Raw genomic sequence first — 19,226 nt, forward strand, 5'->3', positions numbered from 1 at the left:
GCGGTCGGCCGGAACGGGAACCGGGTGGCCATGATCATCCGTCGCATCGCCAGGCCCCTGCTCTCCTCGATCTTCATCGCCGGTGGGATCGACGCCGTCCGCCGCCCCTCGGCCAAGGTGAAGGCGGCCGAACCCGTGATCGACCTCGTGAGCGACGCGGCGGCTCCCGTGGCCCAGAAGGTGGCGGTGGCGGCCGGCCGCACCGCCGACGCTGCTGCGAGCGCCGTCGACGCCACGATCGAGGCCTCGCCCTTCGACGGCAGCGAGCCGGTGGTGGAGCGGGTGTCGTCGGCCGCCCACCAGACGAGCGACGCGGTCCACCAGGTGGCGGCCGGTCGGGGGCTGCCGTTCGAGGACGAGACGTACGTGCGCGCCAACGGTGCCGTCCAGGTTGGGGCCGGTCTGCTGCTCGCCTTCGGCCGGGTGCCCCGCGTGGCCTCCGCCGTCCTGGCGGCCACCTTGGTGCCGACCACCTTCGCCGGCCACCGGTTCTGGGAGCTCGAGGGTGACGCTCGTCGAGCCCAGCAGCTCCAGTTCGCCAAGAACCTCAGCCTCCTGGGCGGCCTGATCCTGGCTGCCGTCGACACCGGGGGCGCACCCGACCTGGCGTGGCGGGCCCGTCACGCCCGCCACGATGCCCACCGCGACGCCGTGGTGGCCGCCGGCGCGGCCAAGGCCGGTGCCGCCGTGGCCGGCCGGGGTGCGGCCGTTGCCGGCCACGCCGTGGCCGACACCGCATCCGACCTGGTCCCGGTGGTGCAGGCCGCCCTCGAGTACGCCCGCGAGCTCGCGGGCGAGCTGAGCCCCAAGATCCAGGCCGCCGCCGACCGGGCCAGCGATCGCGCCGCCGACCTCGGTCCCAAGATCCAGGCCGCGGCCGAGCGGGCGAGCGACCTCGCCGTCGAGCTGACCCCGAAGGTGCAGGCGGCGGTGGACCATGCCAGCGAGTTCGCCAGCGAGCGGGCGGCCGAGCTCACGCCCAAGGCCCAGGCCCTGGGCCAGCGGGTCGCCGACGCCCTCCCCGCCGGCTCCTGAGCGGCCCACGCGCCGATCGGCGGCGCCCTGCCGTACCGTGACGGCCACCCGGACCCCCTCGGACGAAGGACGAACCCATGGCCAAGGACTGCAGCCACCTCGACACGGTGGCCGATGTGAGCCCGTCGGCCGACGGGTGCGAGGACTGCCTGCGCACCGGCGGCCGCTGGGTCCACCTGCGCATGTGCCAGGAGTGCGGCCACGTCGGGTGCTGCGACAGCTCGCCCAACAAGCACGCCACCGCCCACTGGCACGAGACCAGCCACCCGCTCATCCGCTCGTACGAGCCGGGGGAGGAGTGGTGGTGGTGCTACGCCGACGAGCTGATGTTCGAGACGGGCGGCGGTTCGTCGCCCTCGCACTCCTGAGCCACTGGAGCGGGTGACCACCGCTTCCCTCACCGACTGCGAGTCCAGAGCTACGGTTCGGCCACCAGGTCATCGCCCCACGACGGGTGACGTCCCTCCACCCCGAGACGCTCAGGACGACCCATGGACGCAGATGGACCCGAGGACGCCACCAATCCCGAAGGCGTCGCGCCTCCGGTCGAGGCGGGCCCGCCCGATGTGGCGGAGCTGCTCGCCGAGCGCGACGCGCTGGCCCAGCAGGTGGAGCAGCTGTCGCACCAGAAGGTGAGCAAGCACCGCACCCGCAAGATCATCGCGGTGGTCCTGGTCGTCGTGTTCGGCATCACGTTCCTCGCGTCGGGCGTGGGCATCTGGCTCCACCGCAACACGCTCAACAGCGATGTGTGGAGCGAGCGCGTGGTCCCGCTGGGCGAGGACCCCGACGTGCAGGCAGCCCTCGCCGCCTACACCACCGATCAGCTGATGAAGGCGGTGAAGCCCCAGGACCTGTTCAAGGAGGCCCTGCCCGAGCGGGCGCAGATCTTGGCGGTCCCGCTGAGCGCGGCGGTCGAGCAGTTCGTGGCCGAGAAGGTCGACGAGTTCTACGCGTCGGACGCGTTCGTCCGGTTGTGGACCGTGGCGGCCACCCGGGCCCACGATGCCGCCATCAAGACCCTGCGCGGCGACGCCCCCGCGGTGACGGCCGACGGCGACAAGATCACGCTCAACCTGATCCCGCTCATCGACGAGGTCCTGGCCGAGATCCTGAAGGCCGCCCCCGGGCTGGTGGGCAGCGACGCCAAGCTCCCCAAGATCACCGTCGACGACGTCCCCGACCAGGCCCGGCAGCGGCTCGGCGATGCGCTCGGCGTCGACCTCGGCCCCAACTTCGGCCAGATCACCGTCTACGACCAGGGGAAGCTCAGCACCGCCCAACAGGTGGTCAAGGTCTTCGACAAGGTCGTGGTGCTGTCGACCATCCTCGTGGTGCTCTCGTTCGTGGGGGCGCTGGCGGTCTCGGTGCGCCGGCGCCGCACGCTGCTGCAGCTGGCGGGTGTGGCCGCGGCGGTGTGCATCCTCGTGCGGCGGGCGGTCTTCATGCTCCAGGACGACGTCACCCACGTGGTGAAGGTGGCGGTGAACAGACCGGCGGCCACGGTGGTGGTCAGCACCTTCGCCAACCCGCTCACGCACGGCGCCGAGGTGGCCCTCTGGGTGATCGGGATCATCGCGTTCATCGCCATCGTCACCGGCCCCTACGGCTGGATGGTGTCGATCCGCAGCACCATCGCCCGGGCGTTCGGCTCGGCCACCACGGCGGTCAGCGGCCGGGCCCAGGACGACCAGACCCTCCTCTGGGTGCTGCACAACCTCGACGCCCTGCGCATCGCGGGGGCGGTGGTCGGCGTGCTGCTGCTCTGGTTCGTGAACCTCACGTGGCTCACGTTCTTCCTGATCCTGCTGGTGGTCGCCGGCTGGGAGGTGCTCGTGGCGCAGCTCGCCACCCGCGGTGCGGCCCTCGAGGATGGCGGTGGGCCCGGTGACGAGGGCCCCGATCCCGACGCCGACGGCCCGGTGGCCCCGCCCACCCCCGACGCCGTGGCCGGGTAGCCAACCGGCGTCAGGCCTCGTCGGCGTCGCCCGGCTCGGGCCCTTCCGGGTGCGGGCCCTGCTCGATCAACCAGGTGCGGGCGTCGGTTGCCGCCAGGACCGTGGAGTCGCCGATCACCTCGCCCGCCTCGTACACCGCCACGGGGCCCTCGACCGCGATCTTGCCGTTGCGGTGCATCTGCTCGATCAGGTGCGGGTCGGCGCCGCTGATGTAGAGCTTGCCGCCGCGCTCGGCCAGCTTGGCGGCGTAGCCCGAGACCACGACGAAGAAGGTGGCACCGAGCGCGGTGCGGCCGCGGAGGCGCAGCACCACCACCGGCCGGTCGGCCAGCGACGGGTCGGGCAGCTTGGCCTGGAGGGTGCGGGAGCCGGCGTAGAGCAGCGAGCCGTAGACGTCGAGCACGGTGACCTCGTGGGAGGGCAGCGCGTCGCCGGCCGGGTGCTCGCGGAAGCGCCCGTCGTCGAGGAGCTCGAGCTGCACTACGCGGAGGTCGAGCGCCTCCTGGTTGAGCTGCATCATGAGCGAGAGCGCCAGGCCGATGCCCACCGCGGCCGCCACGGGCAGGAGCAGGGTGGCGATGAACGTGGTGATCATCGCCACGGTCGACGTGGAGCTGGTGTGGAAGATGGCTTCGGCCTCTCGAGGGCGCAGCGCGCCAGCGGCGGCGAAGATCAGCACGGCCGCCAGGGTGGGCGTGGCCACGTGGCCGACCGCCTCCGACAGCACCAGCAAGATGGCGACGAGCCAGATGCCCGAGAAGATCCCGCCCCAGCGCGACTTCGCCCCTGCCGCCCGGTTCAGCGCGGTCTGCCCGACGGAGCCGCCCACGGGCTGGCCGCTGAGGGCGCTGGCCACCAGGTTGCCGATGCCCTGCGCCCGGAGGTCCCGGTCGGCGTCGGACGGCGAGCCGTCGAGGTTGGGGACCGACTCGCTGACCCCGGCCCCCTGCACCAGCACCAGGGCCGCGACGGCGAACGCGCCCGTGAGCAGGTCGAACGTGAAGTACCGCAGGTGCGGGAGGGCCGGCAGGGGCAGGCCGGTGGGGATCGATCCCTCGTCGGAGACCAGGAAGACCTTGCTCGACCAGACGGCGGCGACGAACACGCTCGGGATGATCAGCGCGAGCAGGGCACCGAGGGTCGACAGGCGGGTGCGGGCCAGCACGCTCACGATCGCCAGCGCCGCGAGCCCGGTGATGAGGGAGGGGCCGTCGATCTGGCCGGGATGGGTCACCACGTAGAGCGCCTTCGACACGGCGTTGGCGCCCGAGGCGTCGACCCCGGTGAGGTTGGGGAGCTGTCCGCACGCGATGTTGACCGCCACCCCGCTGAGGAAGCCGATCATCACCGAGTGCGGGACGAAGCGCGTGAAGCGCCCGAACCGCAGGATCCCGGCGGCGACCAGCGCGATGCCGGAGATGGCCGTGAGGAGGAAGAGCGCGCCGGGCCGGTCGGCGCTGTCGACGTTGCGGAGCGCAGACCCGGCGGCGAGGGCGGCGGCGCCCGTGGTGGTGACGACCATCAGGCGCGAGCTGGTGGTGAGGCCGCCGCTGATGCGCCCGGCGAAGCTGGCGTAGAGCCCGTGGACCGGGTTGACGCCGGCCAGGACCGCGCCCGACATGCCGTCGGGCACGGCGCCGATGGCGCCCGACAGGCCGGCGAGCGCGTCGTCGCGGAGCGTGGCGCGCTCCGGGGCGACCGATCGCACCGCCGCCCACGCGGACGCGAGGGGCCCCTCGCCCTTCACCGCATCCTCCTCGGCGGGATCGCCGGTCCGTCCTTGCTCGGGTCGGCGGGCACGGTCGCAGTCTCGCGTGCCTGTCGTCGCCCGGGGTCGGAGCGGGCTACAGGTAGCCGGCGCGCTCGAGCCGGTGGAAGCACGCCGCGCCCCAGATGGGCGGCAGGTAGAACGTGATCATCCGGTAGCAGATGGTGGCGGCGAAGGCGGTGGCCTGATCGACCCCTGCCGCGCTCAGGCCGGTGATGAGCGCTCCCTCGGTGACACCGATGCCGCCCGGCACCGGCATGAGCCCGGCGAACAGCGACACGCACACGTTGATGACGAGCAGGGTGCCCAGCGGGACCGGCGAGTGGAACGCGGCCAGCACCATCGCCAGGGTGCTGGCGAACAGGAGCTCGGCGCCGAGGTTGCCGCCGATCACCTGGGCCACCTTGGTGGGCGAGCGCAGGCTCCCCACCGTCTCGCGCACCTCGTGGATCCAGGGCCGCACCCGCTCGGCGATCCGGTGCCGCACGCTCTTGAAGGCCAGCCCGACCAGCACCGCGAGCAGCACCGCGGCGGCGATGGCGGCCAGCACGGTGAGGAGGTTGCCGTGGCCGAACGTGCTGTCGGCCGGCAGCTCGAGGTGGATGTCGCCCAGCCCGAACAGGAACACGCTGGCCAGGATGATCAGCTGGACCACGAACCCGCCGACGCTGTCGATCACGCCGATCGACACGGCCGACGCGGGCGGGATGCCCTGCTTCTGGAAGAACCGGACGTTCACCGCGACCCGGGCGGCGGTCGACGGCAGGACCAGGTTGATGAACGAGATGCTGAACTGCAGCAGCACCAGCGGCCCGTACGCGACCGGCCGCGGGCACGCCCCCCGGGTGGATTCGGCCTGGGAGAACCGCGGGGTCTGCCCGAAGAACAGGGCCACCACGAGGATCCACCAGACCGCCCCCTGCATCTGGTCCCAGACCTGCGCGAAGTCGATGCCCGACAGCGAGCTGATCAAGAAGTAGGCGGCGGCCGACAGCAGCGCCGCCTGCAGGAGCGTCGAGCGCGACACCCGGCGCAGCTTGGCGAGCGATGGCTCATCGACCTCGGCGGCGGCCGCCGCGGCCGAGCGCACGTCGTCGAGGTCGAGGTCGGCGGCCCGGACCTCGTTGCGCAGCTGCGGGCCGAGCGCGGCGATCTGGAGGTACGGGATGACCGCCTCGATCCCCTCGGCGCCGAGCCGTTCCCGGGCTGTGGCGACGGCCTCGTCGATGCCGACGAGGAGGGCCGAGGTGACGAGCAGCTGGGCCAGGTCGCTGTGGCGCTGGTCGCCGGTGGGGGAGACGGTGGCGCCCTCGAAGCCACTGAGCGCCACTCGGCCGCCCTCGAAGCGGAAGCGGCCAGGCGCCAGGTCCCGGTGGGCGATCCCGCAGGCCTGCAGCCCGATGACCGTGTCCCAGACCTGGCCGAGGATCTGGGCCCGGTCGTCGCGCCCGGACAGGTCGGGCATGGCCGCACCGGCACGGCGCAGCACGATGAGCGCGTCGTTGCTGGCGCTGCGGCCGGCCTTGACCACGTGGTCGACGGGGACGCCGTCGCGGGCGGCGAGCAGGGTGACGAAGGCCTCGTGCTCGGCCTGCTGGAGGCGGGTGAGGGTGAGGGCGTCGGTGTCGCGGTACCAGAGGGCGCGCCAGCCCTTGGCCAGGAGCTGGGAGTCCCACGCGTCGCGCCCGTACACCTTGACGAGCAGGGGCTCGCCGGTGCTGCTGGTGGTGTCGACGAGGAACACCCCCGCGGTCTGGCGGTGGGCCTCGGAGAGCTCCCCCGTCTCGATCTCCAGCTCGGCCAGGGCATCGGCCACCTCGCTGAGCGAGGGCTCGCCTCCGGCCGAGCCGAGCAGGAGGTGGAACGCCGCCGCGCTGGCGGTGCCGCACAGGATCCCGATGAGCGCACCCGTGGGCGTGGTGGCGTCCAGGATCACCAGGCTGGTGGCACCGAACACGACGAGCCAGCGGCTGAGCGCGCGGAACGGGCGGGTGATGTGCGGCGAAGCCACCACCGTGGCGGCCACGACGACCGCCATCCGCACCGACACCGCGTCGGCCGGCGGGCCCGTCGACACGAGCGACGACCAGGTGCTCTCGTGGCCGCTGTCGAGCGCGAGCCGGTCGACCGCCGTCGCCACGATCGCCGCGGTCAGCGACGAGAGCACCAGGTCCCTGCTGATGTCGATGCGCCAACGGGCCAGCGAGAGGACGAGCAGCAGCCCCGCCCAGATCAGCAGCGCTCCGGCCAGGACGTCCCAGACCACATCGAGGAAGCTGGGCAGGCTGTTGGCCAGGTCGATGAGCGCCTGCTCGAACTGCGTGGGGGGCTCGGCCGATGAGACGAGCGCGGCGATGCCGAGCGCAGCCGACACCAGCAGCAGCACGTCGGTGGCCCGTCGGGCGCGCGGCCGGTGCCGGACCGACGAGTACAGCCGCAGCCGCCGCGGCCGCGACCACATCGACGCGCCGCTCAGCGCGTCGACCGCTGGCACGCTCATCGCAGGTCCCCGTGCATCACCCTTGATGTTGGCCGCTGCCGGTCACCCACCTGCGGCAATCGGCTCCGGCTCCGCGGCGCCGGCCGCGGGCAGCGGGCCTAGGTCGCCGGCGGGGGCTCGGTGCCGGCCGCGGCCGCGGCGGCAGCCTGCTGGTCGAGGAGGCGCTGGCGGGCGGCGAGGGCGATGAGCCCGGTGGCCACGGCCGAGACGCCGAAGATCGTGGGCCCGGTCATGTCGGCACCGGTGAGGGCGAGCTCGCCGGTGATGGGCGTGGCTCCGGGCGCGGTGGCCGCGCCGCCGGGCACGGTGGTGGCGGTGCCGCCGGCGACCGTCGTGGTGGTGGTCGTGGTGGACGCCGTGTCGGCGGCGACGATGGTCTTGGGGTTGGGGACCCCGGGCTCGCACGCGCTCTCGCCGTCGCCCAGGCCCGGCTCGGCGAGCGTGGGCGGATCGCCGAACGTCTTGGTGGTGAAGTCGACGGTGTCGAGCAGGTTCTCGGCGTTGGCGTCGCGGAAGGTGAGCGCGCCGAGGTTGAACTTCGTCTCGATCATCCGGAGGATCGAGGTGTGGTCGTAGACGGTGGACGACACGTGGTTCGCCTTGGCGTACGGCGAGATGACGAACCCCGGCACGCGCATGCCGTAGCGGTCGAACAGGCCGGGCTGATCCGGCGGGACCTCGATGTCGGGGACGATCGAGTCGGGCGCGACCGCGGCCGGCGGCGCGACGTGGTCGTAGTAGCCGCCGTGCTCGTCGTAGGTGAAGACCATCAGGGTGCGCTCCCACGCCGCGCCCTGGAGCACGGCGTTGATGATGCGGGCGCTGTAGGCCTCGCCGAGCTGGACGTCGTGGGGGTTCTCCTCGGTGTACCGCTGGAAGCCCGGGCTCACGATCGAGACCTGGGGCAGCTTGCCGTTGGCGGCGTCGAAGAGGAACTGGGGGATGGTCTTGACCTTCTCCTGGTTCGAGGCGTGGGTCTCGGGGAACAGGAGGATGTCGGGCAGGTCGAAGCAGTAGTCGGCCCAGGTGATGCCGTGGTCGTTGAGCCGGTCCCAGATGGTGCCGTTGGGAGCGCTCGGGGTGGCGAGGACCGCCGCGGTGTCGGTGGAGACGAGGCCCACCGAGGTGGCGGCCTGGAGGTAGCGGCGGTTGGGGTACGTCTGGCACGGCGCCGACGCGAACCACCGGTCGCACAGCGGGAACGTGCGCGCCAGGTCGTAGTAGAAGGGCAGCTGGCTCTCGTCCCAGTACTTCATGGCGTTGGCGCCCGACGCGGTGACGAAGCCGTCCATGGCGCCGTTCGCGTACTGGATGTGGGTGGCGTTCCACGACTGGCTGACGCCCTTGCCGAGCTGGCACCCCTCGGTGGCGAGGAATGCCTTGAGCGCCGCGCCACCGTTGGCCGGGTCGGGGTTCGAGTTGGTGGGGTTGCCGCTGCCGTCGAGCGAGTAGCCATCGCCCACGTCGAGCTTCCCGAAGTACGAGTCGTAGGAGTGGTTCTCCTGCATGTAGATCACGATGTGATCGATCTGCGGGATGGTGTCGATGCCTTCGGGCTTGCTCGGGTCGGGTCGTGAGCCCGGGCCGAGCACGCCCGGCGCGGCCCACACCGCCGGCCCTCGCAGTCCTCCGGTGAGCGCCAGCCCCGCTCCCGCACCCAACCCCTGCAGCACTCGTCGCCTGCTGATCCCCTTGGCCATGAGCGGTCACCGTAGATCCGCCCGGCAGCGCGCGGGTGTCCGCCCGACGACCGGAAGGCGACGGGACGGCGAACGGCGCCGGCTACCAGCGCGGGTCGGACTCGAGCAGCGCCGCGAACTCGTCGAACGGCAGCGGCTTGGAGAACAGGAAGCCCTGCGCGTAGTCGCACCGCATGCGCCGCAGGTAGTCGAGCTGGGCGTCGGTCTCGACGCCTTCCGCGGTGGTGCGGTGGTCGAGCGCGACGGCGATGGCGATGACGGCGTCGACGATGCGGCCGAGGCGGTCGTCGGGCCGGCCGATGGCACCCACGAAGGACTGGTCGATCTTCACCTGGTCGACGGGGAGGTGGCCCAGGCGGGCGAGCGACGAGTAGCCGGTGCCGAAGTCGTCGATCGCCAGCGACACCCCGAGGTCGTGGAGCCGGCGCATCACGCCGATGGGCTCGTCGAGGCCGTGGAGCAGCGCGCTCTCGGTCAGCTCGAGCAGCAGCGACGGGCCGGGCCAGCCGCTGCCGGCCAGCACGGAGCGCACCAGCTCGTCGAGGTCGCCGGAGCTGAGCTGGCGGGCCGAGACGTTGACGCCCAGCTGGAACGGCCGGTCGCGGGTGTGGTCCACGAGGCGGCTGATCTCGCGGACCGCGGTCTCCAGGACGTGGCGGCCGATGCCGTTGATCGTGCCGGTGTCCTCGGCGACCTCGATGAAGTCGCCCGGGGGCAGGAGCCCACGCTCGGGGTGCTGCCACCGCACCAGCGCCTCGGCCCCGGAGATCCGCCCGGTCACGAGGTCGATCACCGGCTGGTAGTGGACGACGAGCTCGTCGCGCTCCACGGCGCGCCGCAGGTCGCTCTCGATCTGCAGCCGGATCATCGCCGCGTCGCGCATGTCGGTGTCGAACGCCGCCAGCCGGTTCCGGCCGGCCTCCTTGGCTCGGTACATGGCGGCGTCGGCGTCGCGCAGCCACCCGTCACCGGAGCGGTGGTCGGTGGCGAGCGCCAGGCCGATGCTGACGGTGAGGAAGACCTCGTTGCCGGCGGGCAGGAGGAACGGGTGGGCGAGCGCCTCGGCCAGCTCCTCGGCCACCCGGACGGGATGGTCGTCAGTGGTCACGTCCTCGATCAGGACCACGAACTCGTCGCCGCCGAACCGCGCGACGGTGTCGCTCGGCGCCACGACGGAGCGGAACCGCTGGGCGAACGCCACCAGCAGCTGGTCGCCCACGTTGTGGCCCATGCTGTCGTTGACCACCTTGAACCGGTCGATGTCGCAGAACAGCAGGGCGATGTCGGTGCCCGTGCGCTCGCGGCGGGCCAGCGCGTGGTCGAGCCGGTCCAGCAGCAGCGTGCGGTTCGGCAGCCCGGTCAGCCCGTCGTGGAGCGCCTGGTGCGCCAGCTGCGCCTCGGTGTCGGCGCGCTCGAGGGCGATGGCGACGAGGCTGCAGGCCACATCAGCGGTGTGGCGCTCGTGCTCGCTCGGGACGTGGATCTCGTCGTAGAGCGTCGACAGGGATCCGACCGGCCGGCCGCTGGCGATCGAGAGGATCGGTTGCGACCACGCCGCCTTGATGTCCTCGTTCGCGGCGATGTACCCGAGCCCCTCGGCGAGGGTGGCGGCGCGGACATCGCTCACGATGACGGCGTCCTCGGTGAGGATGGCGCGGTCGCACAGGCTGCGGTCGATGCTGCGCTCGGCCTCGCGCATCCACTCCACCAGGGCGGCGGGCGCCGACCCGGCCCGGATCTCGAGGCGATCCTCCTCGAGCAGGTAGATCGCCGAGTTGCCGCTGAACCCGTTGTCGACCAGGAGCTGGACGCACGCCTCGCCGACCGTCGTGAGCGACTCGCCGCGGGCGATCAGCTCCAGCACCGACGCCTGGCTGGTGGAGAGGCGCTGGGCCCGGCGGAGATCGGTGATGTTGCGCGAGGTGACGACGATGCCGCCCACCTCCGGGTCGTCGATCAGGTTGACGCCGGTGATGGCGATGTCCTGCCACGTGCCGTTGGCCTCGCGCATGCGGACCTCTTCGTAGACCTCCATCCCGGGGTTGGCGAGGGCCCGCTCCCACCCGCCGACGGCGCGGTCCATGTCGTCGGGGTGCACGAGGGAGATCGGTTGCCGCCCGAGCCAGAAGTCGTCGGGGTACCCGAGGAGGTTGTTGTCGGTGCCGGACGAGAACAGCAGCTTGCCGTCGCCGTCCGTGATGGAGACGGTGTCGCTGATGTTGGACAGCAAGCTGCGGAACCAGCGCTCGGACGCTGCGACCTCTCCGCGCTCACCGGTTCCGCCCATGACGCCCTCCAACGCATTTTTCGCTCCGCACAGTGTGCCACCGACCACCCTCCGCTGTCTTGTGGTCGTTGGACCCATCTCGGACGGGAGGAGCGGGCCCCGTGGCGGGCCGGCAGGAGACGACAGCGCGACCCGGCCGCTAGGTTGCGGGGCATGGCTGACCAAGCGACGTTCGCCGAGCAGGCCATGCCGCTCATGAGCTCGCTGTACTCCGGTGCCCTGCGCATGACCCGCAACCCCGCCGACGCTGAGGACCTCGTCCAGGAGACGTACCTCCGCGCCTACCGCGGCTTCGGCGGGTTCCAGGAGGGCACCAACCTCAAGGCCTGGCTCTACCGCATCCTCACCAACACGTACATCAACTCGTACCGGGCCAAGCAGCGCCGGCCCGACGAGACCGATCTCGAAGAGGTCGAGGACCTGTACCTGTACCGGCGCCTGGGCGGGCTGGAAGCGGCCCGGGCCGGGCGCAGCGCCGAGGACGAGCTGATGGACACCTTCAGCGAGGCCGAGGTCAAGGCGGCCATCGAGGCGCTCCCCGAGAACTTCCGCATGGCCGTCCTGCTCGCCGACGTCGAGGGCTTCGCCTACAAGGAGATCGCCGAGATCCTCGACATCCCGATCGGCACCGTGATGAGCCGGCTGCACCGGGGAAGAAAGGCGTTGCAGAAGGCGTTGTACGAGTATGCCGTCACCCACGGGCTCGCTGATCGCCCCGACGACGAACGCTCCTCATCTGAACCCGTCTCCAGTGCCGCCGGCACCGACCACTGACCAGGAACCGAAATGTCCGACTGCAACGAAACTCTGAAGGAGCTGTACCTCTACCTCGATGGGCAGCTCACGGAGGACGATCGGGTGCACATCCTCCAGCACCTCGACGGTTGCTCCCCCTGCCTGGAGGCCTACGACTTCGAGGCGGAGCTGCGGATCGTGGTCAAGAGCCGGTGCGTCGACCAGGTGCCCGAGGCCCTTCGGGCCCGCATCGCCAACGCGCTCGAGCGTGAGGCGTAGCCCGGTCTCCGGGGCCGAGTTCCGCGGTCACGGCAACCGACCGTAGGATCGCCGCATGCTGTTCGCGAAGACCGTCTGGCACTACTGGATCGCGGTGCCGCTCACGCTGGGAGCCATCCTCTTCATCGTGGCGACCATCGTCGGGTACCTCAACAAGGTCGTGAAGCCGAAGTACCCGCCGCGCGGCCGGAGCTGACCCGATGGGCGCAGCGGTCGACTGGGGGCTGGCGGAGAAGGTCGCGGTTCGAGCCGCCGGCCGCGAACCGTTCGCCGAGTCGTACCACTACGCCTCGCTGAGCACCGACTTCGAGGAGCTCACCGCCAGGGCGGAGGAGCAGGTGGCCCTCACCACCGGCCTGCGCAGCCACTCGGGCCTCGCCCGGGCGCGCGTCACCGACCGCCAAGGCTGGGTGCGCGCCAACATCGCGTCGTTCCAGCGGCTGCTGCGCCCCATCACCGACCGCCTCGAGGACAACCTGTCGTCGAACCCCTTGGCCCCCGTCGCCAGCCGCGTCGCCGGCGCCGAGATGGGCATGGTGCTCGGCTGGATGTCCACCCGGGTCCTCGGCCAGTACGACCTGCTCGTCATCGAGGACGAGCACCCCGAAGAGCAGGACATCGTGTACTACGTCGGGCCCAACATCATCGGGCTCGAGAAGCGCTTCGCCTTCCCCCCTCGTGAGTTCCGGCACTGGCTGGCCCTCCACGAGGTCACCCACCGGGCCCAGTTCACCGGCATCCCCTGGATGCGCGAGCACTTCTTGGGCCTCGTCGGCCAGACCGTCGACGCGGTCGACCCCGACCCCAAGCGGTTCCTCGATGCGCTCGGCCGCGTGGCTGCCGAGGCCCGCAGCGGCAAGAACCCCCTCGACGACGGTGGGGTCATGGCACTGCTCGCCTCGCCCGACCAGAAGCTCGTGCTCGACCAGGTGGCCGGGCTGATGAGCCTGCTCGAAGGCCACGGCGACGTCACCATGGACCGCGCCGGTGCCGACCAGATCCCGAGCGCCGACCGGTTCGGCGCCGTGCTGCGCCAGCGCCGGGCCGAGGCCAACCCGTTCGCCAAGTTCCTGCAGAAGTTCATCGGGCTCGAAGCGAAGATGAAGCAGTACGAGCAGGGCGAGCGCTTCATCGAGGCGGTCGAGAAGGAGGGCGGCACCGAGCTGCTCGACCTGGCCTGGGTCGAGCCCTCGAACCTGCCGAGCATCGAAGAGATCCGGGACCCGCAGGCGTGGATCGCTCGGGTCGTGCCCACGGTCGCAGCCTGACGCTGGCTTCGGGCCCCCACCACCCGATGGTGGCCGACCTGCTGGCGCGCACCGGGTTCCCCGCGGCCGGGAACCCGGTCACCTGCGCGGTGTCCGGCGGCCCCGACTCGCTGGCGCTCCTCGTGCTCGCGGTCGCTGCGGGGTGCCCGGCCACCGCGGTGCACGTCGACCACGGGCTGCGGCCCGGATCGGCCGGCGAAGCCGATGTGGTGGCCGAGGTCGCCGGGTCGCTCGGCGCCGCGTTCCGGTCCGTGCGGGTGGAGGTGGCCGACGGGCCCAACCTCGAGGCCCGCGCCCGCGCCGCCCGCTTCGGCGCGCTCCCGGCCGGCGTGCTCACCGGCCACACCGCCGACGACCGGGCCGAGACGGTGCTGCTCCACCTCCTCCGCGGCGCCGGTCCGGCCGGCGCGGTGGGCATGGCCCGTTCGCCGTCGCGACCCCTGCTCGACCTCCGGCGCACCGAGACGGTCGCGCTGTGCGCGGCGCTCGACCTCGAGCCCGTCGACGACCCGTCGAACCGCGACGCCCGCTTCCGGCGCAACCGGGTGCGCCACGAGCTGCTGCCGCTCCTCGCCGACATCGGCGATCGCGACCCGGTCCCGGTCCTGGTCCGCCAGGCCGACCTCTTCGCCCTGGTCGACGAGGCGCTCGCCGCGCAGGCCGCCACGATCGACCCCACCTCGGCCGCCGAACTGGCCGCCGCGCCGGAGGCGGTGGCGGGGGCCGCGGTCCGGGCCTGGCTGGTGGCCGTGGGCGTGGGCGAGGGGTACGGCGTCGACGCCGCGTCCGTCGGTCGGGTGCTCGACGTGGCCCGGGGCGCCCACGTCGCCACCGAGGTGGCGGGCGGTTGGCGCGTGAGCCGGTCGGGTGGCCGGCTGTCGGTGCGTCCTCCCGGTGCATGGCAGGATGCCGCCCATGACTGACCTCCCGGCCACGCCCTACGAGGGCGACCCGCACATCGGCGACGTCGTGGTGGGGACCGAGGAGCTGCAGAAGCGGGTCCGCCAGCTGGGGGCCGAGATCACGGCCGACTACGAGGGGCGGGCCCCGCTCCTCGTCGGCGTGCTGAAGGGGGCGATCATGTTCATGGCCGACCTCGCCCGCGAGATCGCCCTTCCGGTGGAGTTCGACTTCATGGCCGTGTCGTCCTACGGCAACGCCACCAAGTCGAGCGGCGTGGTCCGCATCGTCAAGGACCTCGACCTCGACCTGAGCGGCCGCCACGTGCTGATCGTGGAAGACATCATCGACAGCGGCCTCACGCTGGCGTACCTCCGCAAGAACCTGCTCGCCCGGCACCCCGCCAGCGTCGAGGTCTGCGCCCTGCTCGTGCGCGACGGGCTCCAGAAGCGCGACCCCGACCTGCGCTACGTCGGCTTCCGCATCCCGCCCGACTTCGTGGTGGGCTACGGCCTCGACGTCTCGGACCGCTACCGCAACCTGCCGTACGTCGCGTCCTACCTCGAGTGATGCCGTCCGCCGCCGACGTTGGGACGGCGGTGCCGCGGCACTAGCGTCGCCCCTCATGTCACGGTTGCGGGTCCTGGGTGCCGGCGTCCTGATCGCTTCGGTGGTCCTGGGTGCATCGGCGTGCAGCAAAGACGAGAAGAAGGCCACGTCGAGCGACCGGGGCGTGATCGCGTTCGCCGACCCGCCGGCCGGCTCCACCGACCTGGGCCTCTGCTACGCCTACGACCTCAAGCAGATGAAGGCGCTCATCGGCGGCGACGAGGACTTCAAGCAGCTCGCCCCCGCAGCCATCGGCACCAAGGACGACAAGGTCCACGGCGAAGCCTGCGCCTGGCAGCGCACCGATCCCAACGGCGACTCGCTCAGCCTGCGCATCGAGGCGCGCGACTTCGGCACCGACACCGCCGCCCTCGCCGCCCAGTTCGAGACGCTGCGCACCGCGGCGATCGACAACCAGCCCGTCGAGTCGCTCGGCGACGCCGCCTTCGCCACCGTCGCCGACGACAGCACGGTCCTGCAGGTGCGCACCGGGCCCTATCTCCTCACGTTGTCGAGCCGGGCCAGCGGGTCGCTGAAGCCCATCGGGCTCGACGCCATGTCCCTGCTCGCCACCGCCGGAGTCGACAAGCTGTCATGAGCGCCTTCGAAGACCGCAGCAACGAGAGCCCAGGGGTCGATCAGCCCCGCATCGAGGCCGCCGTCAAGGAGATCCTCGCGGCCATCGGCGAGGACCCCACCCGCGACGGCCTGCTGAACACGCCCGCCCGCGTCGCCCGCATGTACGCCGAGATCTGCGGCGGTCTGCACCAGAACCCCGACGAGCACCTCCGGACCGTGTTCGAGGCCGAGCACGACGAGATGGTCATGGTGCGCGACATCCCGATGTACTCGCTGTGCGAGCACCACCTGGCCCCGTTCATCGGCAAGGCCCACGTGGCCTACATCCCGGGCAACGACGGCCGGGTCATCGGCCTGTCCAAGTTCGCCCGCCTGGTCGACGGCTACGCCCGGCGCCCGCAGGTGCAGGAGCGTCTGACCAGTCAGATCGCCGACGCCATGCAGAACAGCCTCGACCCCAAGGGCGTCATGGTGGTCATCGAGGCCGAGCACCTGTGCATGTCGATGCGGGGCGTCAAGCAGGCCGGCTCCACCACGGTCACGTCCGCGGTGCGGGGCCTCTTCCGCAGCAACGTCGCCACCCGCGAGGAAGCCATGCGGTTCATCCAGCGCAACTGAGATGCACCGAGGTTCCCCGGCGTCGATTTGACGCCCTCGGTACTGTTGGTGCCCGTGCGTCCGCTGGTCATGGGAATCCTGAACGTGACACCCGACTCGTTCAGCGACGGCGGCCGCTTCTCCGATGTGGCTCGCGCCATCGACCACGGCCTCGAGCTGGCCCGCCAGGGTGCAGGGATCGTCGACGTCGGTGGCGAGTCCACCCGACCAGGCGCCCAGCCCGTCGATGAGGCCACCGAGCTGGCGCGCGTGGTGCCCGTCATCGAGGCCCTCGCCCCCCACGTCCGGGTGTCGATCGACACGGCCAAGCCAGCTGTCGCCCGGGCCGCGGTGGCTGCGGGCGCCTCGTTGATCAACGACGTCACCGCCTCGCTCCACGACGTGGCCGCCGAGCAGCAGGTGGGCTGGGTGGCCATGCACATGCAGGGCGAGCCCCGCACCATGCAGGTCGATCCCGCCTACGGCGACGTCGTGGCCGAGGTCGAGGCCTTCCTGGTGGCCCGGGCCGAGGCGGCGCTGGCTGCGGGCGTGCCCGAGGTGTGGATCGATCCGGGGATCGGCTTCGGCAAGACCGCCGCCCACAACTGGGCGCTCCTGTCGGGCCTCTCGCACCTGTGCGCCTCCGGGCTGCCGGTCGCGGTGGGCACCAGCCGCAAGGGGTTCCTGGGGGCCGCGATGGCCCAGGCCGACGGCAGCGCCGGTCCGGCCGGTGTCGACGATCGCCTCGAAGGCTCGGTGGCCACCGCGCTGTGCGCCGCCGGCTCGGGCGCATCGATGGTTCGCGTGCACGACGTCGCCGCCACGGTGGCGGCGCTCGGTGCCGCAGGTTCTGAAGGAACGTCGACCGACGCGGTCGACCACGAACAGAGGGAGAGCAGCCGGTGGCTGTGAAGGGCAAATGGGCGCAGGGCATCGAGCCCCGCAACTTCCGTTGGGTGATCAAGGGCAGCCTCGCAGTGTGCGAGCGGCCGGGCGGCTACGGGTCGAACCACCGACGGGTGCGCCGCCAAGAAGAGATCATCTGGGTGCGCGAGCAGGGGTTCTCGCCGGTCATCTCGATCGTCGCCTCGCCCGCCAACCTGCACAACTACGACGAGCTCGGCGTCACCTGGACGCACCGTCCGTTCGGCAACCACGACGACCCGGCCGCCTACCTGTCGTCGTTCTTCCCCGAGCTCAAGGGCCTGCTGTCGGTGCCCGAGGCCAAGGTGCTCATCCACGGCGAGGAGCTCGGCGACCGCCTCTCCGGGATCATCGCCGGCTACCTGGTGTGGACGGGCCTGGTCCCGTCGGGGCCCAAGGCCATCTCGCTCACCGAGCGCCTGCTGCACCGCCAGCTCGGCCCGCCGGCCCGGGAGCTGGTCACCGTGGCCATGGAGCTCGCCGGCCATGCCTGAAGCCGGCGGCGGACCGGGCGACCTGATCGAGCTCCACGGGCTCGAGGTCGTGGGGATCTGCGGCGCGCTCCCCGAGGAGCGCGACCGCGCCCAGCCGCTCGAGATCGACCTCCTCGTCGAGGCCGACCTCTCGGTCGCCGGCGGCACCGATGTGCTGGCCGACACCATCGACTACGGCGCCCTGTGCGACGCCGCGGTCGCGGTGGTGCACGGCGGGGCGCCCCAGCTGCTCGAGCACCTCGCCGCCCAGATCGCCGACGCCGTGCTGGCGGTCGACGAGCGGGCCGCGGCGGTCACCGTCGCCGTGCGCAAGCTCCGCCCGCCGGTGCCCCACGCGCTGGCCACCTCGGGCGTGCGGATCCGCCGGGTCCGATGACCCGCGCCTTCTTGTCGCTCGGGTCCAACCTGGGCGACCGCCGCCAGTTCCTCCAGGAGGCCGTGGGGTCCCTGGGGTCGTCGGTCACCGCCGTCTCGCCCGTCTACGAGACCGACCCGGTCGGCGGCCCCGAGCAGGGCCGGTTCCTCAACCTGGTCGTGCAGCTCGAGACCGACCTGGCGCCGCGCGAGCTGCTGGCGGTGTGCCACCGCCTGGAGTCGGCGGCCCAGCGCGTCCGCACCCAGCACTGGGGGCCGCGCACGCTCGACGTCGACATCATCTGGATCGACGGCACCACCGTCGACGACCCCGACCTGACCATCCCGCACCCGCGCTGGTCCGAGCGCACCTTCGTGCTGGCCCCGCTCGCCGACCTCGCGCCCGAGCTGGTCGATCCCGACGTGTACGCCCGGGCGCAGGGCCAGGTCCACCAGGTCGAGCCGCTCGTCGGGTGGGAGCCCACCGAGCCATGACCGTGGCGCCGCGGCTGCGGATCGTCGGGCCCGGCCGGGCGGGCCGCTCGCTCGGGTCGGCGCTGCAGCGGGCCGGGTGGCAGGTCGTCGGCCTGCTCGGCCGCGACGACGACCTCCGGGGCGCCGGCGCCGGCGCCGACCTGGTGCTGATCACCACCCCCGACGCCGTCATCGCCGAGGTCGCCGCCGCCATCGAGCCGACGCCCCAGCCGGTGATCGCCCATGCGGCGGGCTCGCTCGGGCTGGACGTGCTGGCGGGCCACCCGCGCACCGCGGCGATCCACCCGCTGGTCGCGCTGCCCGATCCCGAACGAGGGGCCGAGCGCCTGTTCGGGTCGTGGTTCGCCCTGGCCGGCGACCCGATCGTGCAGCGAGCGGCCGCCGACCTCGGTGGCCGGTGGTTCGAGGTGGCCGACCAGGACCGGGCGGCCTACCACGCCGCCGCGGTGGTGGCCTCCAACCACCTCGTCGCCCTGATGGGCCAGGTCGAGCGCATCGCCGGTGGCATCGGCGTGCCCGGCGAGGCCTACCTGCACCTCGCGGCCGGCGCGCTCCAGAACGTGGCCGAGGTCGGCCCGGCCGCCGCCCTCACCGGACCGGCCGCGCGGGGCGACTGGGCCACCATCGCCCGCCACCTCGATGCCATCGACCCCTCAGAGCGCCCTGCGTACCTGGCCCTGGCCGCCGCGGCCCGCCGCCTCGTCGACGACGACGGTCTCCCTCCCGAGCTGACCGGCCGCTGAC

The 19,226-nt window shown here is 72.3% G+C and carries 20 protein-coding genes; 16 read left to right on the top strand and 4 right to left on the bottom strand.

From position 1 onward, the window contains the following. The first annotated feature begins 30 nt into the window (after positions 1-30). The 3 genes from ACPPVX_RS13205 (at position 31) to ACPPVX_RS13215 (ending at position 2,993) form a co-directional block, all read left to right on the top strand. On the top strand, positions 31-1,035 hold the full coding sequence (locus ACPPVX_RS13205) for a DoxX family protein (protein ID WP_426575036.1): 1,005 nt from the start codon (positions 31-33) through the stop codon (positions 1,033-1,035). 77 nt (positions 1,036-1,112) lie between these two features. Then, a complete protein-coding gene (locus tag ACPPVX_RS13210) occupies positions 1,113-1,403 on the top strand; it encodes a UBP-type zinc finger domain-containing protein (RefSeq protein WP_426571022.1) in 291 nt (96 codons plus the stop codon). A 123-nt stretch (positions 1,404-1,526) separates the two neighbouring features. Then, positions 1,527-2,993, top strand: a complete 1,467-nt coding sequence (locus ACPPVX_RS13215) for a hypothetical protein (RefSeq protein WP_426571023.1) — start codon at positions 1,527-1,529, stop codon at positions 2,991-2,993. A 10-nt stretch (positions 2,994-3,003) separates the two neighbouring features. On the opposite strand, the gene ACPPVX_RS13220 is transcribed toward ACPPVX_RS13215, so the two are convergent. From ACPPVX_RS13220 to ACPPVX_RS13235, 4 genes are all read right to left on the bottom strand, one after another. Then, on the bottom strand, positions 3,004-4,740 hold the full coding sequence (locus ACPPVX_RS13220) for a SulP family inorganic anion transporter (protein ID WP_426571024.1): 1,737 nt from the start codon (positions 4,738-4,740) through the stop codon (positions 3,004-3,006). A gap of 97 nt (positions 4,741-4,837) precedes the next feature. Next, positions 4,838-7,261 (bottom strand): flippase-like domain-containing protein, encoded by a 2,424-nt coding sequence (locus tag ACPPVX_RS13225; RefSeq protein WP_426571025.1) that lies wholly within the window; start codon positions 7,259-7,261, stop codon positions 4,838-4,840. A 98-nt stretch (positions 7,262-7,359) separates the two neighbouring features. Beyond that, a complete protein-coding gene (locus tag ACPPVX_RS13230) occupies positions 7,360-8,961 on the bottom strand; it encodes an alkaline phosphatase family protein (RefSeq protein ID WP_426571026.1) in 1,602 nt (533 codons plus the stop codon). An 82-nt stretch (positions 8,962-9,043) separates the two neighbouring features. Further along, a complete protein-coding gene (locus ACPPVX_RS13235) occupies positions 9,044-11,248 on the bottom strand; it encodes a sensor domain-containing protein (RefSeq protein WP_426571027.1) in 2,205 nt (734 codons plus the stop codon). Between the two features lie 153 nt (positions 11,249-11,401). On the opposite strand from ACPPVX_RS13235, the gene ACPPVX_RS13240 reads away from it, so the two are divergent. The 13 genes from ACPPVX_RS13240 to ACPPVX_RS13300 are packed head-to-tail and all read left to right on the top strand — an operon-like array spanning position 11,402 to position 19,225. Further along, positions 11,402-12,022: a sigma-70 family RNA polymerase sigma factor gene (locus tag ACPPVX_RS13240; RefSeq protein WP_426571028.1), complete on the top strand. Its 621-nt coding sequence runs from the start codon at positions 11,402-11,404 to the stop codon at positions 12,020-12,022. Positions 12,023-12,034: 12 nt separating this feature from the next. Continuing rightward, positions 12,035-12,262, top strand: a complete 228-nt coding sequence (gene rsrA / locus ACPPVX_RS13245) for a mycothiol system anti-sigma-R factor (RefSeq protein WP_426571029.1) — start codon at positions 12,035-12,037, stop codon at positions 12,260-12,262. Between the two features lie 55 nt (positions 12,263-12,317). After that, positions 12,318-12,458, top strand: coding sequence for a hypothetical protein (locus tag ACPPVX_RS13250; RefSeq protein WP_426571030.1), 141 nt, complete (start codon positions 12,318-12,320; stop codon positions 12,456-12,458). Between the two features lie 4 nt (positions 12,459-12,462). Beyond that, positions 12,463-13,530: a zinc-dependent metalloprotease gene (locus tag ACPPVX_RS13255; protein WP_426571031.1), complete on the top strand. Its 1,068-nt coding sequence runs from the start codon at positions 12,463-12,465 to the stop codon at positions 13,528-13,530. Then, the gene (gene tilS, locus ACPPVX_RS13260) at positions 13,494-14,453 is read left to right on the top strand and encodes a tRNA lysidine(34) synthetase TilS (protein WP_426571032.1); all 960 of its coding nucleotides are present in this window, start codon (positions 13,494-13,496) and stop codon (positions 14,451-14,453) included. The genes ACPPVX_RS13255 and tilS overlap by 37 nt, the downstream gene beginning before the upstream one ends. Further along, the gene (hpt, locus tag ACPPVX_RS13265; RefSeq protein WP_426571033.1) at positions 14,446-15,000 is read left to right on the top strand and encodes a hypoxanthine phosphoribosyltransferase; all 555 of its coding nucleotides are present in this window, start codon (positions 14,446-14,448) and stop codon (positions 14,998-15,000) included. Before tilS ends, hpt begins: the two co-directional genes overlap by 8 nt. 55 nt (positions 15,001-15,055) lie before the next feature. Continuing rightward, complete coding sequence (locus ACPPVX_RS13270) at positions 15,056-15,637, top strand: hypothetical protein (protein ID WP_426571034.1); 582 nt, start codon at positions 15,056-15,058, stop codon at positions 15,635-15,637. After that, positions 15,634-16,236 (top strand): GTP cyclohydrolase I FolE, encoded by a 603-nt coding sequence (folE, locus tag ACPPVX_RS13275; protein ID WP_426571035.1) that lies wholly within the window; start codon positions 15,634-15,636, stop codon positions 16,234-16,236. The genes ACPPVX_RS13270 and folE overlap by 4 nt, the downstream gene beginning before the upstream one ends. 54 nt (positions 16,237-16,290) lie before the next feature. After that, a complete protein-coding gene (folP, locus tag ACPPVX_RS13280) occupies positions 16,291-17,127 on the top strand; it encodes a dihydropteroate synthase (RefSeq protein ID WP_426571036.1) in 837 nt (278 codons plus the stop codon). Beyond that, complete coding sequence (locus ACPPVX_RS13285) at positions 17,118-17,633, top strand: hypothetical protein (RefSeq protein ID WP_426571037.1); 516 nt, start codon at positions 17,118-17,120, stop codon at positions 17,631-17,633. Before folP ends, ACPPVX_RS13285 begins: the two co-directional genes overlap by 10 nt. After that, entirely contained in the window at positions 17,626-18,009 is a 384-nt protein-coding gene (gene folB / locus ACPPVX_RS13290; RefSeq protein WP_426571038.1) for a dihydroneopterin aldolase, read from the top strand. Before ACPPVX_RS13285 ends, folB begins: the two co-directional genes overlap by 8 nt. Beyond that, positions 18,006-18,482, top strand: coding sequence for a 2-amino-4-hydroxy-6-hydroxymethyldihydropteridine diphosphokinase (folK, locus tag ACPPVX_RS13295; protein WP_426571039.1), 477 nt, complete (start codon positions 18,006-18,008; stop codon positions 18,480-18,482). Before folB ends, folK begins: the two co-directional genes overlap by 4 nt. Continuing rightward, positions 18,479-19,225, top strand: coding sequence for a DUF2520 domain-containing protein (locus ACPPVX_RS13300; RefSeq protein ID WP_426571040.1), 747 nt, complete (start codon positions 18,479-18,481; stop codon positions 19,223-19,225). The genes folK and ACPPVX_RS13300 overlap by 4 nt, the downstream gene beginning before the upstream one ends. Position 19,226: the final 1 nt, after the last annotated feature.

It is taken from the genome of Aquihabitans sp. McL0605, from assembly GCF_049993875.1.
Classification (GTDB): domain Bacteria; phylum Actinomycetota; class Acidimicrobiia; order Acidimicrobiales; family Iamiaceae; genus Aquihabitans.

Excerpts from the sequence above, each read along its gene's own strand:
- ACPPVX_RS13205 (WP_426575036.1), top strand. The coding sequence starts at position 31 with ATGATCATCCGTCGCATCGCCAGGCCCCTGCTCTCCTCGATCTTCATC.
- ACPPVX_RS13210 (WP_426571022.1), top strand. The coding sequence starts at position 1,113 with ATGGCCAAGGACTGCAGCCACCTCGACACGGTGGCCGATGTGAGCCCG.
- ACPPVX_RS13215 (WP_426571023.1), top strand. The coding sequence starts at position 1,527 with ATGGACGCAGATGGACCCGAGGACGCCACCAATCCCGAAGGCGTCGCG.
- ACPPVX_RS13225 (WP_426571025.1), bottom strand. The coding sequence starts at position 7,261 with ATGAGCGTGCCAGCGGTCGACGCGCTGAGCGGCGCGTCGATGTGGTCG.
- ACPPVX_RS13230 (WP_426571026.1), bottom strand. The coding sequence starts at position 8,961 with ATGGCCAAGGGGATCAGCAGGCGACGAGTGCTGCAGGGGTTGGGTGCG.
- ACPPVX_RS13235 (WP_426571027.1), bottom strand. The coding sequence starts at position 11,248 with ATGGGCGGAACCGGTGAGCGCGGAGAGGTCGCAGCGTCCGAGCGCTGG.
- ACPPVX_RS13240 (WP_426571028.1), top strand. The coding sequence starts at position 11,402 with ATGGCTGACCAAGCGACGTTCGCCGAGCAGGCCATGCCGCTCATGAGC.
- rsrA (WP_426571029.1), top strand. The coding sequence starts at position 12,035 with ATGTCCGACTGCAACGAAACTCTGAAGGAGCTGTACCTCTACCTCGAT.
- ACPPVX_RS13250 (WP_426571030.1), top strand. The coding sequence starts at position 12,318 with ATGCTGTTCGCGAAGACCGTCTGGCACTACTGGATCGCGGTGCCGCTC.
- ACPPVX_RS13255 (WP_426571031.1), top strand. The coding sequence starts at position 12,463 with ATGGGCGCAGCGGTCGACTGGGGGCTGGCGGAGAAGGTCGCGGTTCGA.
- hpt (WP_426571033.1), top strand. The coding sequence starts at position 14,446 with ATGACTGACCTCCCGGCCACGCCCTACGAGGGCGACCCGCACATCGGC.
- ACPPVX_RS13270 (WP_426571034.1), top strand. The coding sequence starts at position 15,056 with ATGTCACGGTTGCGGGTCCTGGGTGCCGGCGTCCTGATCGCTTCGGTG.
- folE (WP_426571035.1), top strand. The coding sequence starts at position 15,634 with ATGAGCGCCTTCGAAGACCGCAGCAACGAGAGCCCAGGGGTCGATCAG.
- folB (WP_426571038.1), top strand. The coding sequence starts at position 17,626 with ATGCCTGAAGCCGGCGGCGGACCGGGCGACCTGATCGAGCTCCACGGG.
- folK (WP_426571039.1), top strand. The coding sequence starts at position 18,006 with ATGACCCGCGCCTTCTTGTCGCTCGGGTCCAACCTGGGCGACCGCCGC.
- ACPPVX_RS13300 (WP_426571040.1), top strand. The coding sequence starts at position 18,479 with ATGACCGTGGCGCCGCGGCTGCGGATCGTCGGGCCCGGCCGGGCGGGC.